We start from the raw sequence: 15961 nt of genomic DNA, 5'->3' as shown, positions 1-15961 counted from the left end.
AACCCGTCAGAATCGGTTCATGTCCAACGCCCTGCACGTCATGAACGCTGGCGGTCACCTCTCCCCTACCCTGGAAAACGAAGTGCGAGAGGTGGCGCTGGCTGCCCTGACCCGGCAGGCCACGCGGCTGAAGCTGGACGGCGTGGACGTGGCTGTGTCGGTCTCGCCCTGGGGGCTGCCCGAAACCGGAATCTTCGGTTACGCGCCGCTGGACCATCTGGTGCAGATCACCCTTGACCCGTACAATCCCAACTTTGCCGCCAGTTGGCGCACCGAACTGCCTGCCACGGCGGCCCACGAACTCCACCACGCGCGGCGCTGGCAGGGACCAGGATACGGCCAGACACTGCTGGAAGTGCTGGTCAGCGAGGGGCTGGCCCAGGCAAACGAGTTGGACGAGCGGGGTGGACAGCCGCCGCCTTACGCACGGGCACAGGTCGATCTGGACAGCTTGTGGGTGCGTACCCTGCCGCTGCTGAACCGCAGCGATCACAGCTTTGAGGCTTGGTTTTACGGCTCGGAGGCCGAGGGTCTGCCACGCTGGAGCGGCTACAGCCTGGGCTATGAGCTGGTGCGCCGCCATCTGGTGAGGGTGGGCGGGGACGCGGCGGGGCATGTCCACACGGCTGCCGGAGCGTTCCGGGGAGCGTGGTAAACAGCCAAGACTCCGCCCATTTCCCTGCCCACCAGCCGCCTTACCCTGAAGCCCATGCCCGACGCCGCCCTGACCCCGCCCCCTCCAGAAGAACTCAAGTCCGCCCGCCTGACCACGCTGGCGCATCTGGACGCGCTGCTGGAACGGCCCATGATCGTCCTCAGTTTCGCGTGGCTGGGACTGCTGGTGCTGGATCTGGTGCAGGGGCTGCCGCCATTGCTACAAATCGTCAGCAACGTGATCTGGGGACTGTTCGTGCTGGACTTCGCACTGGCGATTGTGCTTGCGCCCGACAAGTCCGAGTACCTGAAGAAAAACTGGCTGACCGCCCTGAGCCTGATGCTGCCCGCACTGCGGATTCTGCGGGTGTTCCGGGGACTGCGGGCGCTACGCGTGTTGCGCCTGACGCGCGGCACCAACCTGCTGCGGATTCTGACCAGCCTGAATCGGGGACTGCGGACCCTTGAGCGTACTCTACGCCGCCGGGGCCTGGGCTTCGTGGTAGGGGCAACCGCGCTGGTGGCCCTGGCCGGGGCAGCGGGCATGGCGTCCTTTGAGGCAGGCCAGACGAGTGCGCCGCAGGGTTTTGGCCAGTGGCTGTACTGGGTGGGCATGCTGCTGACCAGCCTGGGGTCCGAATACTGGCCCCTGACTGCCGAGGGCCGCGCCCTGACCTTTCTGCTGGCGCTGTACGGCTTCGCAGTCTTCGGCTACATCACGGCGGCGCTGGCGAGCCTGTTCGTGGGCGCGGATCAGGACTGGCCGCCCGACGCCGATGACGACGAGGTGAACAACGAGGTCCTGCGCCAGGAATTGCGCGAGTTGCGCGGCGAGATCGCGGGGTTGCGGGGGGAATTGCGTTCCACACCAGAGCCGCGCACTCCATAATCAGGGCATGACCTCTCCCGTTGACCGGATGCGCGCCGCCCTGCAACCCACGGACCTGGACGGCTGGCTGATCTACGACTTCCAGAACCTCAACCCGCACGCCCGGAAAGTGCTGGACATGCCAGGAGGCGCGTTTCTGACCCGCCGGTTTTTCGTGTACGTGCCGCGCGAGGGTCAGGCGGTGCTGCTCCACAACCACATCGAGGGCGGCACCTGGGGCGAGATCACGCGTGACTGGGACATCGAGCGCCGCGCCTTCGGCTCTCATGATGAGTTAGATGCAGCGTTGAAAGAAGTCGTCTCCGGGCAGCGGATTGCGATGGAGTACAGCCCGAATGGGGCCGTGCCCTACGTGAGCCGGGTGGACGCCGGGACGATTGAGCGTGTGCGGGCAGCGGGAGCGGTGGAGATCGTGAGCAGCGCCGACCTGCTGCAATCCTTCCTGGCATGGTCTGAGGAAGATCTGGCCGCCCACAAGCGCGCCGCCGCCCTGCTGATGCGCGCCAAGGACAACGCGTACTGGCTGATCCACGAACGCCTGAAGGCGGGCCAACAGATCACCGAACTGGAAGTGCAGGCGCTGATCATGGACGCCATCGCAGGTGCGGGCATGGGCGCAGGCCATCCGGTCAATGTCAGTTTCGGCGTGAACGCGGCGGACTCGCACTACGAGCCGGGCGGGGACAAGAATGCCGTGCTGCAAGCGGGCCAATGCGTGCTGATCGACCTGTGGGCGCAGGAACCGGGCCGCCCCTTTGCCGACGTGACCTGGGTGGGACACGCGGGAGAACCCAGCGCCGAATATCTGGACGCGTGGGAAGCCGTACGCAGCGCGCGGGACACAGCGCTGGACCTCCTGAAGACCCACTTTAAGGCCGAGGGCTGGGGCAACCTCCAGGGCTGGGAACTGGACCGCGCCGCGCGGGACGCGATGGGACCCGACTGGGCACCGTATTTCTTCCACCGCACCGGGCATGATCTGGGCGTGCAGATTCACGGCTCGGGCGCAAATCTGGACGACTATGAAACGCACGACACCCGCACGCTGACGCCGGGGCTGGCCGTGACCGTGGAACCTGGCACTTACCCGGCAGCCAAGGGCTTCGGCATCCGCACCGAGGTGGACATTCACCTGTCGCCGGACGGCCCGGAGGTGACCACGGACCTTCAGCGCCAGCCGTTCGTGCTGGGCGAGGGCGAGTGGGCGGCGGTGCGGGCAGCAGGGTACGGGGAATAAGCAGGATACGGGAAATAAATCTGTTCTTCAGGCCCCCCCTTGCTGACATTGCTGAATCTTTTCTGCATATCCCACACCCCACGGCCCTCAACCCGCTAGGCTGGGAGGCATGGCTAACCTCAGCTCCTCGACAGTGATGCTCACCGGGGCGGGCGGCGCGCTGGCCACCGCGATAGCCCAGGAACTCGACGACGCAGGCGCGCAGATGGTACTGGTGGGGCGAGGCGAGGCCCTGGCCCGCGCCGCAGACCGCATTCCCGCCACCGAAGTGATTGACGTCGATCTGTCTGACCCGGCGTGCGTGGCGCAATTGAAAAAGGTCAAGGTGGACATCCTGGTGCATACAGCGGGCGCGTACAGCATGCAGCCCGTGCAGAAGGCCACCACCGACGATCTGCGGGCCATGCTGGACGCCAATTTCCTGACGCTGTTTCACGCGGTTCAGGGCGTGTTGCCCAACATGATCAAGAACAAGGACGGCATCATCCTGGGCGTCAGCGCGGCGCAGGCCGCCCGCAACACAGGCCCCGGTGCGGCGCTGTACACCGCCAGCAAAGCGGCGCTGGGGGCGTACCTGAACAGCCTGAACGACGAGTTGAAGTCCAAAGGGGTGCGCGGGTGCGTGCTGTATCCGATGGGCGCGATAGATACCCCCGCCAACCGCGACGCAGGGATGAAATGGGAAACGATGATTGACCCGCGTGGCCTCGCCAAGAGTGTGGCCCACATCCTGACCCGCCCGGACCGCGCGCACATCACGGACATCAAGGTCTACCCGGACGAGGAAGAGTAGGACGGCAGGAAAAGCTCTGACGCGGCTTTGACCCACCCAGACAGCTCTACAGGCAAGATCACCAAGGCGCGCTACCACCATGTTCATGAGCGCGGCGACGTTGGTTTACAGCCAGTCTCCAATTCCAGAGATAGCGTTGTGCATGGACACACTGTTCGGTCCGCCGCCAGCCACGCTGCAACTGCTGCTGGATGATCCTGCCGAACACGATTTTCCCTGCGCCGAACGCCTTTTAAGTGGATTAACACCCCAGCAGGCTGTTACCGTGCCGCCAGGGCTGTCGCACTCCATCGCGGCCATCCTGGCACACATGCACGCCAACGTCGCCTTCAATCTGGGGCTGATTGGGAGCGCAGACCCTCTCTCGTTCCAACCACCAGAAAACCCCTGGCCCTCCGTTTCCGCAGAAGAATGGCCGCATCTGGCTCAGGCATTTCTAGCCGATCTGGCACGGCTGGGACAGGTGGGGCAAGATGCACAGGAGCTTGCGCGCACCCTTTACCCGGCCACTGCCGATGAGCCGGGCTGGACCGTAGGCTACAAACTCGCGGCCAGCGTCGCCAAACACAACGCTTACCATTTTGGGCAGATTGCGCTGATCCGCCAGCTGATAGGGGCCTGAGAATGGGGTGTGCTCTCTCCACACGCCACCTTGCGTCCCGCTTGGGTACACTGCGGCCATGACCACTACCGCGCCCCTGCAAATTGCCGACCCGCTGGGCGTTCCCGGAGCGCCGCAGGAAACGCTGACCGCCATGATGGCGCACCTGGAACAGTTTCATTCCGGGGGCGCGGTGGGCCAGCTCATTCTGGTCACGGACCGGCAGGGAGACCGGGACCGTGCGGGCTACGCGGTGGTCCTCATCGCGGGGCCAGTGGTGACGGTGGCGGCCCAGGCGTTCGGGCCGCGTTACGGGCAGCCAGGGATGCAGGCGCTGGAGCAACTGGTGCGCTGGGCGCAGGACCACGAGTGGCTGGTGCGCGAAACCGTGCTGAACGGCTCGGACTTCACACGGGTCATTGACGAACCGGACGCGGGCGAGATCAGAAAACTGGTGGCGGCCAGCAACCCCAGCGATCCGGGCATCTATCTGGTCTGGCCCGCCACCTGGAAAGAGGAACGCTGGCAGGACTGATCTTTCAGGCCGGATCTTCAGAGCAGACACGCGCAGAGGCCCCTTTACTTTCTGCGCGTGTCTGCTCTGCCCTTTCACATGCCGCCTCCGCAGACTGTAACCGGCCAGCGCCGGGGCGAGGGCTGCTGCCTGCTGTGACGCCGTGTTTCCACCAGTAGTCGTGGTCCTGGAGCCAGGAAGCCGCGCCTGGACGGCTGCAATGGGGGGGGATGGGGGCATCCGTGATCCCAGTCGGCTTTACCTCAAAACCCCGAAAAGAGCGTGTTGGTAGGCTTTTCCAGGCCAGCGGCAGATGCCTGAATGACTGACAGGTCAGTTTTCACCGTATCTCACGCACTTTCTTGAATGATTGGGGTAAGAGTTCGGGTGACAGGATGATGCCCAGGTGATCATCACCGGCTCTTCCTTCCCTCGCCGCTGCTCCATTTTCCCCACACTCCTTCTTGCCAGGCAGCTGCGTTCTTCCTGAACTTCCGTGTTCGTCCCGGTCTGTTTTTTTCAACCCCTATCCGTCGCCCGCCGTGGCCCGTTTTCACCGCTTCCTTCCTGTCCTTTTTCCCGCTGCTGCGTTTTCCCACCAGGACCGAACATTCAAAAGCGTCTAGATGACGCGAGGTAACTTCAGCGTGACTCCTTCCCTGTCCAAATCCAAGCGTGCGGCCCCGGACCCCGTGACCGGGAAACGCGCCAGCCACCCGGCCCCCATTCAGATCAGCGCCCGGGTCCATGTGCCTAGCACGGATCATTCCAGCTCAGCGCTGCATACCGCCCTGCGCGATCTGCTGCGCGTCCACGCGCCGGAAGCGGCGTTGCTGGCGCGGGTGGGCGGCGCGGTGCTGCACCTTCAGAACGACATTCTGGAGCTGTGCGGCCCGGAGCTGGAGCCGCCCGAGGCGTGGCTGGAAAGCGGCGAGATGACCTGGCTGTCGCGCGACGGCGAACTGCTGGGGCTGCTGTGGAGCGACGGTGGGCCGGAAGGGAGGCCCGTGTCGCCCACGGCCACCGAGGTGCTGACCATGCTGCTGGCGGCCTCTCGCCCGGACGGGGCGGGGCGGGAGGCCGAGGTGCTGGTCACGCAGCTTCCGGTGGCGACGGCGTGGCTGACCCCCGAACTGGTGTTCCGGCGGGTCAGCCGCCCCTTTCTGGAACTGCTGGACATCAGCGACGCCGGGGTGCTGGGCCATACGGTGGCCGAGGTGCTGCCCGGCCATCCCGCGCTGCTGGGGGCACTTCAGGGCGCAGTGGCGGGCCGTTCGGTGCACCTGCCCGACGCGCTGCTTTCCGCCAAAGAAGCAGACACCGCCCCGCGCTGGGTACGCGGCGAGGCCCGACCCTACCTGGGCGGCTGGGGCGCGGGCGTGATGGTGACCTTGCAGGACGTGAGCGGCGAATACGAGCGGGCTGCGCGGGTCTCGGCGCTGCTGGACACCCGCACCCCCGCCGCGCTGCTGACCGAGGACGGAACTGTTCTGCACGCCAGCCCTGGCCTGAGCGAACTGGCCCCGCAGATGCCCGGTCAGCCGGTTCCGGCACTGATCGGCGCGCCCCTGTGGGACTGGCCCGGCTTTGACGGCGCGTCTGTGGCGGCGGCGCGTGATCTGGTGCGGCTGGCGGCAGCGGGGGGCGAGGCGCAGGCGGACCTGATCCTGGCCGGGGGCGAGACGCTGACCCTGAGTGTGCGCCACTCTGCGGCCAGCGGGCTGCTGGTGGCCGAGAGTGTGGGCGTGCCAGTGGGCGGCGCGGCCCCGCTGGGCCTGATCACGCAGATGCTCTCACTTTCCGAGGACGCCACCGTACTGGTGGACGCCGCTGGCCGGGCGCAACTGATCAATGAGCGCGCCGCATTGCTGCTGGGCGTGGAAGCCTCCCGGCTGGTGGGCCTGGGCCTGACGCGGGTGCTGGGCGAGTTAGGGGTCAAGGTTTTTTCGCCGGACGGGCAACCGCTGGCGCTGCCCGACTGGCGCACCCTGCCGTCACCGCTGTGCCGCGAGGTGCTGCTGGCGCTGCCCGGCCACTCGCTGCGCCACATGGAACTGCGCGTGACCCCGGTAGGACCGGAAGCGGGCCGCCGCGAAACCGGCAACCGGGGCAACGTGCAGTCGGGCGGCCTGCTGCTGACCCTGCGCGACGTGACCGTGCTGCGCCGCGCCGAGGCCAAGATGCACCACGACGCCCGCCACGACGCCCTGACCGGCCTGCACAACCGTGTGGGCCTGCGCGAGGATCTGGCCGCACTGAAGAAGACTGAGTTGGAAACGGCTGAAGTGGAGGCGGCTGAAAACCCAGTGGGCGCGTTGGTCTGCCTGAACATCGACGGTTTCAGTGCGCTGAACACCGCGCTGGGCCGGGTGGCCTGTGACCGCCTGCTGATCGGTCTGGCCGCCCGCCTGAGCGACGTGGCCGGTGGGAAGGGCGGCAGCGCAGCCCGGCTGGAAGGCGGCACCTTCGCCGTGCTGCTGCCGGGCCTGGACATCCACGACGCGCTGGAAGCCGTGCAGCGCTCGCTGAGCGTTCCCCTGCGCTGCGGCCCACGCGAGACGCCCCTGACCTTTGCGCTGGGGGTGGCCGCACTGGACGGGACAGCCGAAGACAGCATCTCGAACGCCGAGATCGCCGTACGTCACGCCCGGCAGCAGGGCCGGGGCGGCCTGGGCTTTTATACCCCTGCCCTGCGCGCCGGGGTCCGCAGCGCCTACGCGCTGGAAGAAGACCTGCGCGGCGCACTGACCGCCCGTGAATTCACGCTGCTGTATCAGCCGGTGCTGGGCCTGAAGTCTGGCAAGCCGCTGGGCGCGGAATCGCTGCTGCGCTGGCAGCACCCGGAACTGGGCCTGCTGCTGCCCCACAGCTTTCTGGAGGTGGCGGGCCGCAGCGAACTGATCACTCATATCGGTGAGTGGGTGGTCGAGGAAGCCGTGGCCAGCCGGGACCGCGTGCGCGCCGAGTGCGGAGAGACGCACCCCGAATGGCAGGTCTCGGTGAACCTGAGCCTGGAAGAACTTCGCCGCAGCGAGGGCCTGAGCCGTCTGCTGCCGCTGCTGAGCGCCCAGGGCGCGCCGGATATCGAGGTCGCGGCGGGCAGCCTGCTGGACCACAGCGAGGAAACGCTGGACATGCTGGGGCAGCTCCGCAGCCACGGCGCACGCCTGAGCGTGGACGACTTCGGCGACGGCGCGGGCAGCAACCTCAGCGCCCTGACCCGTTTTCCGCTGGACGCCATCAAGCTGCACCCCACCCTGACCGCCCGCCTGCCCGGCGACCCCAGGGTGGTCACGCTGGTGGCCTCTACCATCGATCTGGCGCACCGCCTGGGGCTGAAGGTGGTGGCTGTGGGCGTGGAGAGAAGCGAGCAACTGGACATCCTGCGCGAACTGGGCTGCGACGCCGCACAGGGCTACGGGGTTTGCCCGCCGCTGCCCGAGACGGAGCTGCTGGCCTGGCTCGCGGAGCGCTGAAGGCAGATCCCCACAGCTTCACCAAACTTTTTGAAGGTAAGGCCACATACCCTCTACGGGTGGGCCGGGTGGTCTGGTGAGGCATGACCATCACCGAAGAGTTCATGAGCGCGCTGCAACACGCCGAATCCAGCAAGGACCCCGCCGGGCTGGTGGCGCTGCATGCCGGGGACGTGACCCTCAGCAACCTGACCAGCAAGACCTGGAAGGGCACCGACGGGGCACAGGCGTTCTGGGAAACGTACCTGAGCGACTTCGAGACGATTCACAGTGAATTCACCTACCACCACGAGAGTGGCGGCCAGGGCGTGATGGAATGGAACGCCACGGGCAAACTGAAGAACGGGGACGACATCGATTACCGGGGCGTCAGCATCATCGAGATCGAAGGCGGCAAGGTGAGCGCATTCCGCACCTACTACGACAGCGCGGCGTTCGTCAAGCCTGTCGCAGAGTAACCTGCGTCCATCCTCAAGGCCCTCCATTCGTGAGGGCTTTTTCTTGTTTTGCCAGTGCAGCGCCGGCTTGCCCTAGACTGCCCGGCATGTTGCTGTATGGAAGGAATCCGGTGCTGGAAGCCCTGAAAGACGGACGGGTGAGCGAGGTCATGGTGGCGCGCGGCGTCGAGGAAAGCTTTGTGAACGAGCTGAAAGCCGGAGTCGGGGAAAGCGGCGTGCGCCTGCGGTTTGCCGCGCGCATCGAACTGGACCAGTTGGCCGGAACCACCGCCCACCAAGGCGTGATGGCCGAGGTAGAGGATCTGGCCTGGGCCAGCGTGGACGACATTCTGGACCGCGCCGAGGCAAAGGGTGAAGAGCTGCTGATCGTGCTACTGGACGGCATCACCGATCCGCGCAATTTCGGGGCCATCATCCGCAGCGCCGAGGTGCTGGGCGCGCACGGCGTGGTGGTGGAGGAACGCCGCAGCGCCCCGCTGTCGCCCGTGGTGGCCAAGACGGCGGCAGGGGCCACCAGTTTCCTGCCGGTGGCGCAGACCAAGAACCTGCCCCGCCTGATCGACGCCCTCAAGGAAGACCGCGTGTGGGTCTACGGCGCAGCGGGCGAGTCGGCACAGGACGTGACCAAAACGGATTTCAGCGGGCGCGTGGCGCTGGTGATCGGCGCGGAGGGCGAGGGCCTGCGCCGTCTGGTGCGCGAGAAATGCGACGTGCTGGTGAGCATCCCCACGCGCGGGCAGGTAGACAGCCTGAACGCCTCGGTGGCAGCGGGCATCCTAATTCATGAGGTGATGCGCGGGCGTGGCAAGGCGTGACCCCGTCTGAAACCCGCCGCACCGAGACGATCTCCAGCGCCGCGATGACCCTGGAAGTGCTGCCCGATCTGGGAGCCAGCGTCCTGAACCTGCGCGCCGCGTCGGGCCGCCCGGTGCTGCGGGCCGTGAATGTGGCGGATGTGGAAACCAGCAGCCAGTGCGCCAGCTTTCTGCTGATCCCATTTTCCAACCGCATCCGGGACGCGCACTTTCCTTTTGAAGGTCAGGACGTGCAGCTTGCACCCAACACCAAAAATGGGCTGGCCCAGCACGGCGACGTCCGCAACCGCCCGTGGACGGTCACATGGGCCTCGGACAGTCACCTGATCTGCGACTTCGATAGCCGGAAGTTCAGCGACATGAACTGGCCGTGGGCCTTTACCGCGCGCGTGGAGTACCGCCTGCACGGGCCACATCTGGACACCACCATCACGCTGACCAACGCCGATACCCGTGACATGCCTGCCGGGATGGGGATACATCCGTACTTCGAGCGCCTGCAAGACGGTATCGATCCGGCACTGGAATTTGACGCCCCGTTGACCTACGACACCGACGAACGGCAACTGACGGTGGGCGGATCACGCGAGGTCCAGCCTGACGAGGATTTCCGCATGCCCACACCCATAAGCTCCAGAGAGGTGGACCGGACCTACACCGCCTGGGACGGCATCGTCCGGCTGGACTGGTCAGCCGACGGCCAGCCCGCGCGTGCGCTGGTCCAGACCGCCGACAACGTCTATTCGCATCTGGTGGTCTTCACCGCGCCCGACGGCAATCTGGCGCTGGAACCCGTCTCTCACGCCACCGACGCCTTCAATCTGGCGGCGCAGGGTGTGGCGGGCGTGGACATGCGGGTGCTGTCGCCGGGGCAGAGTCTGGCAGGAACGGCGCGGATCACGCTGGAAGGCGCGTGGTAAGCAGGACCATTTAAGCCGCGTTGGTGGCCAGCAGTTCGCCATCCACGCCACGCAGCTCGAAGCCGGGGCGGGGACGGTTTGCCAGCCAGCGCAAAGCGTCCAGCAGATCGTCGGTCTCGCGCATGACTTCCGGCTGGGCAGCACTTGCAGGATCTATGTCGCCCGTCCAGACGACGCGGTAGGCACGGGTGGCGCTGGGCGGCGTCCACGGCACGCCCGCTTCCTCTTTCATAAATGCACTAGACATCCTTTTAGCTTACTGAGACAGGATGAAACGCGGATAGGCGCAGCGTAACACCGTCTTTACCTCTCGGCGTTTCCGGGCCTTTACTCGTCCGGCAGGCTGGGCAGGCTGGCCTTGGCCACCAGAGTGATGCGGGTCTCGCGAGGCTGCTTGCCGCGTATGTAACCAATGGTCACGGTATCGCCCACCTCGCCACTTCTCAGGGCCAGGATGACCTCGTTGGCGTCGCGGGTCCGCTGGCCACCCACAGTGATGATGATGTCGCCCAGCTTTGCCAGATTGCCATTCGCGTCATAGTCACCGCCTACCAGCCCGGCACGGTCCGCAGGACTGCCCCGAACCACCCGCGTAATCACGCCGCCCGGCGGTTCGGTCAGGCCACTGTGAACGCTGTCCAGTTCGATGCCCAGCACTGGAGTGTCGCGCTTCTCACCGGTCCGCAGCGCCGTGATCAGATTGTCGCCGTCCACCACCGGGACCGCGTAACTGCGCCGGGTGATACCGCTGCTGTCCACGCTGATGTAACTGACCACGCCGATCGCGTTGCCCAGCCCATCAATGATCGGTCCACCGCTGTCGCCAGGGGCCAGCGGGGCATTCATTTCCAGCGTGCCCTGTGGGAAATCAGCGCGGGACGCCGACGCGCCCAGCCGTAGCAATTTGCCGCGCCGGGGTTGCAGGAAGTCTCCACCGCTGTTGCCCACCGCCAGCACCGTTTCACCCACGCGCGGCGCGCGGGCTGCCAGCGGCAGGAAGGGGAATGGCCCGCGTCCCTGAACGTCCAGCAGCGCCACATCCGCCCGCGCATCGAAGGCGGTCACCTTTGCACGGTACGACTTGCCATCCAGCATGCTGATCTGAAACAGTGTGCCCAGGCTGACGACGTGGTAGGCGGTCAGCACCTGCCCGGTGTCGCTGATAAAAAAGCCGGTGCCGATGCCCGCCTCACGCGTGCGGGGGTCCAGGCTCTCCACGCGCACGGTGGCGGGGCGAACCTTCTCAAACAGCGCCTGGGCGGCCTCGGGCAACGTGCCCGGCAGGGTGGTGGACACCTGCGGCGACTGCTTGGGCACCAGCTCGAACTTCGGCTGCCAGTTGGGCAGCAGGTAAGCCCCCAGCGCCAGGATGAGCAGAACGGGAAGCCAGGGCGAAAAGCGCACGCACGCAGTCTAGAACGGCCCGCATACGGGCAAGGTAGGCAAAGGCACGCAAGTGGGGGTGGCGCGGCGGGGGGACTCCGCCCCTGACAGTTTCCAAATTTCTATCCAGGACAGTACTTTCAAACCTTCGCTCAGCGCGAGTCGCCTGATCAGGATACAACCCCATCTTGCGAGGACAGGAATCTCGTCCTGAAAACCTTCAGGGAAAGGGCTGGGTGCTGATACGGATTCCGTTTGTAACGCGGCAGGGATCGGGAAAGCGTAGGTCTACACACTCCACGCCCGGAACCCGTCTTTCTCCTTCTCGCTCTCGTCATGAATAGACTGTCGTCGTGGAAGAGCACCCGTATGGGGCTACTCCTCCCCATGAGGACGCTCTTTCTCTGCGAGCGCAGCTCTGCAAGTCCCGCTCGGATCACAGGTGTTTTCAACACCCTTTAATCGGAGTCCGTATGAAACCTATTTCAAGGACAGCCACCACAGGATTCAAGACCTCACGGATGGATATCCGCGCTGAGCAGCGTGTTCCGGCTTCCGCACCCGAGAGATCACCATGAAGCGAGACAGGTCATCGTCGAAGCCCTGGCCTAACGCCTGTGCCGGAGCGCAGAGACGGCGGCGATCAGGCCAAGCCCAGCCAGCAGCCACACCCCCACCGAAGAGACGCGGCGTGGCCTGTCCGCCTGCATCAGGATGACTTCCAGCGCCTGTTCATGTGGGGTCCGGGGCGGCGGGGTCAGCGTGCTGGCAGGCAATTCCAGGTCAGCGTGCAGCACATCCGTGCGGTAGGCGTCCTCGCGCGGGTGGCCGCTGTGGGCGGCGAGTTGCTGGCCTACCGCACGCAACTCCGCGTGGGGGCCATCGGCCACCCAGGGCGTCAGGGCCAGAAAACCGGGGCGCAGCTCGGTCATCACGTAGCTGCGAAGCCTGGGGGCGTCCGCCGCGCGGCCAGTGATGGCGCTCTGACCGTCGAAGCTGAGGTCCAGCAGGTTGCCCACCACCATCGGGTTGACCGCGTAGCGAATGCTGCGGCCTGAGGTGGTGGCCGTCCAGCTCGATTCCAGCCAGGCCACCGGTTGATCGCGGACGTTGTCCGGGTCCGGCGGCAGACCTTCCAGAGAGGTCCACGCTGCGCCATTGGCATCGGGTTGCAGCAGCACGGTGCAGCCCCCCGCCTCCAGTCGCCCGATCACGTCTGCGCGAAAGGCGTCCAGGCTGATCGCCACCCCCAGATCGCCCACCGGCGTGGGAAAGACGCGCATCTCGCCCAGCCTGCCCGGTGTCAGGTCCACGCCGCCTGCCTCCTCGGCCGGGGTCAGGTGAACCTTGTCAGTCACGCCGATCAAGGTGCCGTCCGGGGCCAGCAGCACAGTCTGGTTGGTCAGGGTGGCTGCCTCACGCACAGGCTGGCCGTTCACCAGGCTGTAGCGGGGCATGGGCACACTGCCACAGCACAGATACACGCCGTACTCACGAGCCAGGTCGCGGCAGGTGTGCAGGTACAGGCGGGCGTTGTCCGGGCTGGCCGCCAGTTGCAGCGCGCGGATAGGTGAGACCTTTTCGCGCACCATCACGGGCAGCGCGCGGGGCAGGCGGGCCAGGAACAGGGCCAGGGCCACCCGCTCGAAGGTTTTCAGTGCCAGCGCCCAGCCCGCACCACGCAGCACCAGCGGCAGGCCATTCAACTCGGTCAGGACCACCAGATTGGGGCGATCCGGCGAGAAGTGGGGCTGCGCCGCCTGCAACTGACCACGCAGCCAGCTTCGGAAAGCGCCGTCACTGACGAAGTTCTCTGCGCTCCACTTCGGTTGCACGGCAATCGCCCGGAAGCGGCGCAGCGGGCCAGCCTTCTGATCGGTCTGCGGGGCAGTCATAAGCTCAGGCTAACGGTTCAGGAGCGGAGCATGATGCTGGCAGGGCCGACTCATCCTGAGTTCCAGAGCGTTGGAGTCAAGAGAAGCGTCCGCATCGGCTCCGAAAGCGAAATCCCACATGCGCCGATGTTCTGCATGGCCCGACAAAAGGCGAGAGACAGAGGCAACTAGCATCGGCACTCTGCCAGAGCATTTCCAGCTCCCCGGAATACAGTCAGGGCATTCCAAAGTATGGTGTGGATTCCGTTTGTTTCCTATAGAGATCGGTGCTGTTCCGATCTCCACACTCCACACCCGGAACCCGTTTTTCTCCTTCTCTCCATCGTCGCGAACAAACGCCCATGACTGGTCCAGCTCCGCAGGAGAGGACGCTGCTCCTCTCCTGGCACAGCTCTATGATTCCCGCTCGGATGACAGGTGTTTCCAATACCTATCAATCGGAGTCCGTATGATCTCCCCTCTACATGAATTTTCCGCCGTCCTGAAAGACCTCGCCGTCCAGCATGATCTGCCCACCCTGACGCAAATCCTTGATCAGGTCCCAGTGCAGTGCCGAGATGTTGGTGCCGCCGGTTTCGGGATAGCCGTTGCCCAGCGCCAGATGCACCGTGCCGCCGATCTTCTCGTCGAACAGGATGTTCTGGCTGGGGGCCTGGATTCCGGCGTTGCTGCCGATGCCCAGCTCTCCCAGCCACTTTGCGCCGTCATCGGTTTCCAGCGCGGCCAGCAGCGCCGCCTCGCCCTGCTCGGCACGGGCGTCCACGACCAGACCGTCCTTGAAGGTCAGGCGCACATTCCGCACCGCCGCCCCACCGTAGACCGTGGGCAGATCGAACAGAATGTGCCCGTTGGCACTGGTCTCGATGGGGCCGGTGAAGACCTCGCCCGACGGCATGTTGCGCTTGCCGTCACTGTTGACCCAGGTTCTGCCCTGGATATTCAGCGTCAGATCGGTGTCCTCGCCCACGATGCGGACCTCGCTGGCGCGGGCCAGGCGCTCGATCAGATGCGCCTGCAAGTCGCGGATCTCGCCCCACTTTGCCACTGGATCGGGCGTGTCCAGAAACATGGCGCTGGAGACGAAGGCCTCGTATTCGGGCACGGTCATCTGTGCGGCTAATGCGCCGTAGGCTGTCGGATAAAGGCTCAGATTCCAGCGCCGCTGGGCGCGCGCACGGGCCACCGGATTCATGGCCTTTCGGTGACGGGCCGCCCGCTGTGGATCAAGCCCCTCTGCTGGAGCCGATGGTGTCAGGATGCGGATGGAAGCAGCTATGCTTTCCACCTCCGCGAGCAGCAAAGGCTCAGTGGCGTCCAGCAGAGCGTCCGGGGCCAGACGGTGAAAATCCTCCAGTTGCTCCGGGTACTCCAGCCGGATCAGCGGCGTCGCGCCGCGCTCCAGCAGCAGGCGGTGCAGTTCTTCCACCAGCGGCAGGGCCAGCGTGGTGGTCTGGACCAGCACTCGCTCGCCCGGCTGGGCGGCAATACAGTAGTCAGTCAGCAGACGGGCGTGGGCTTTCGGATCGTAGCTGCTGTGGTTATTTTTGGTCTGATCACTCATAGACTGGTCACGGCTCCCCCGTCTACGAGCAGCACGCTGCCGTTGACGTAGATGGCGGCAGGCGAACACAGGAACGCGGCCACCCGCCCGAATTCTGGCGGCTGCCCCAGACGGCCCATCGGGATCTGCGCCTCGGAGGCGGTGCGGATCTCGGCGCGGCTGATTCCGCGCTTCTGGGCCTGGGCATCATCAAGCTGGTTGATACGCTCGGTCTCGATGCGGCCCGGAGCCAGCCCGTTCACCTGAATGTTGTCTCCCGCCAGCTCCAGCGACAGGCTCTTGCAAAGACCGTACACGGCGGGCCGGAAGGTATTCGAGAGGGTCAGGTTGTCGATGGGTTTCTTGACGCTGCTGCTGAGCAGGGTCAGAATGCGCCCCCCGCCCGCCTGCCGCATCAAAGGCAGGGCCAGCCAGATGCTGCGAACCACGCTCATCAGCGTCAGTTGAACCCCGGTGGCCCACTGTTCCTCGCTGAGTGCGGAGAAATTGCCGGGAGGCGGCCCTCCAGCGTTGCAGACCAGAATGTCCAGCGAGCCAAACGCAGTTTGTACCTCACCGAACAGCCGGGTCAGATCGGTTGCGCTGGCCACGTCGGCCTCGAAGGCCAGCACCTCGTTTCCCGTTTCCGCGTGAATGCGCGTTGCCGAGGCCTGAGCGCGGCCCAGATCGCGCGAGCAGATCGCCACCCGCGCGCCCTCTGCCGATAAAGCCGCCGCTGTCGCGTAGCCCAGGCCCGCGCTGGCCGCTGTCACCAGGGCTGTTTTT

Annotated in this window: 15 protein-coding genes; 10 read left to right on the top strand and 5 right to left on the bottom strand. The window is 65.7% G+C overall.

What is annotated here, in order from left to right:
* Window positions 1–19: 19 nt before the first annotated feature.
* From DAAJ005_RS04190 to DAAJ005_RS04145, 10 genes are all read left to right on the top strand, one after another.
* Entirely contained in the window at window positions 20–655 is a 636-nt protein-coding gene (locus tag DAAJ005_RS04190; RefSeq protein WP_226342565.1) for a DUF2268 domain-containing putative Zn-dependent protease, read from the top strand.
* A gap of 54 nt (window positions 656–709) precedes the next feature.
* Window positions 710–1543, top strand: coding sequence for an ion transporter (locus tag DAAJ005_RS04185; protein ID WP_151846013.1), 834 nt, complete (start codon window positions 710–712; stop codon window positions 1541–1543).
* Between the two features lie 7 nt (window positions 1544–1550).
* On the top strand, window positions 1551–2780 hold the full coding sequence (locus DAAJ005_RS04180) for a Xaa-Pro peptidase family protein (protein WP_192930862.1): 1230 nt from the start codon (window positions 1551–1553) through the stop codon (window positions 2778–2780).
* A 109-nt stretch (window positions 2781–2889) separates the two neighbouring features.
* The gene (locus DAAJ005_RS04175) at window positions 2890–3573 is read left to right on the top strand and encodes an SDR family oxidoreductase (protein WP_151846012.1); all 684 of its coding nucleotides are present in this window, start codon (window positions 2890–2892) and stop codon (window positions 3571–3573) included.
* Between the two features lie 142 nt (window positions 3574–3715).
* A complete protein-coding gene (locus DAAJ005_RS04170; protein ID WP_192930861.1) occupies window positions 3716–4195 on the top strand; it encodes a DinB family protein in 480 nt (159 codons plus the stop codon).
* A gap of 58 nt (window positions 4196–4253) precedes the next feature.
* A complete protein-coding gene (locus DAAJ005_RS04165; protein WP_151846010.1) occupies window positions 4254–4709 on the top strand; it encodes a DUF3197 domain-containing protein in 456 nt (151 codons plus the stop codon).
* Window positions 4710–5335: 626 nt separating this feature from the next.
* Entirely contained in the window at window positions 5336–8164 is a 2829-nt protein-coding gene (locus DAAJ005_RS04160; protein WP_226342564.1) for an EAL domain-containing protein, read from the top strand.
* Between the two features lie 83 nt (window positions 8165–8247).
* Window positions 8248–8622 (top strand): nuclear transport factor 2 family protein, encoded by a 375-nt coding sequence (locus DAAJ005_RS04155; RefSeq protein WP_151846008.1) that lies wholly within the window; start codon window positions 8248–8250, stop codon window positions 8620–8622.
* An 86-nt stretch (window positions 8623–8708) separates the two neighbouring features.
* Window positions 8709–9437: a 23S rRNA (guanosine(2251)-2'-O)-methyltransferase RlmB gene (rlmB, locus tag DAAJ005_RS04150; protein ID WP_151846007.1), complete on the top strand. Its 729-nt coding sequence runs from the start codon at window positions 8709–8711 to the stop codon at window positions 9435–9437.
* 44 nt (window positions 9438–9481) lie between these two features.
* On the top strand, window positions 9482–10357 hold the full coding sequence (locus tag DAAJ005_RS04145; RefSeq protein WP_151848379.1) for an aldose 1-epimerase: 876 nt from the start codon (window positions 9482–9484) through the stop codon (window positions 10355–10357).
* Window positions 10358–10367: 10 nt separating this feature from the next.
* Here DAAJ005_RS04145 and DAAJ005_RS04140 read toward each other — a convergent pair whose 3' ends face one another.
* The 5 genes from DAAJ005_RS04140 to DAAJ005_RS04120 form a co-directional block, all read right to left on the bottom strand.
* Window positions 10368–10604 carry a hypothetical protein gene (locus tag DAAJ005_RS04140; RefSeq protein ID WP_151846006.1) on the bottom strand — a complete coding sequence of 79 codons (237 nt, stop codon included), beginning with the start codon at window positions 10602–10604 and terminating at the stop codon, window positions 10368–10370.
* An 80-nt stretch (window positions 10605–10684) separates the two neighbouring features.
* Entirely contained in the window at window positions 10685–11761 is a 1077-nt protein-coding gene (locus DAAJ005_RS04135; protein WP_151846005.1) for a S1C family serine protease, read from the bottom strand.
* Between the two features lie 587 nt (window positions 11762–12348).
* The gene (locus DAAJ005_RS04130) at window positions 12349–13635 is read right to left on the bottom strand and encodes a nitrilase-related carbon-nitrogen hydrolase (RefSeq protein WP_151846004.1); all 1287 of its coding nucleotides are present in this window, start codon (window positions 13633–13635) and stop codon (window positions 12349–12351) included.
* 460 nt (window positions 13636–14095) lie between these two features.
* A complete protein-coding gene (locus DAAJ005_RS04125) occupies window positions 14096–15196 on the bottom strand; it encodes an aminopeptidase (RefSeq protein ID WP_151846003.1) in 1101 nt (366 codons plus the stop codon).
* Window positions 15193–15948, bottom strand: coding sequence for an SDR family oxidoreductase (locus DAAJ005_RS04120; RefSeq protein WP_255448050.1), 756 nt, complete (start codon window positions 15946–15948; stop codon window positions 15193–15195). The genes DAAJ005_RS04125 and DAAJ005_RS04120 overlap by 4 nt, the downstream gene beginning before the upstream one ends.
* Window positions 15949–15961: the final 13 nt, after the last annotated feature.

Source organism: Deinococcus sp. AJ005 (genome assembly GCF_009017495.1).
Classification (GTDB): Bacteria; Deinococcota; Deinococci; order Deinococcales; family Deinococcaceae; genus Deinococcus.
The sequence above is the reverse complement of the archived record's forward strand: the minus strand, read 5'-3'. Positions and strand labels throughout refer to the sequence as shown.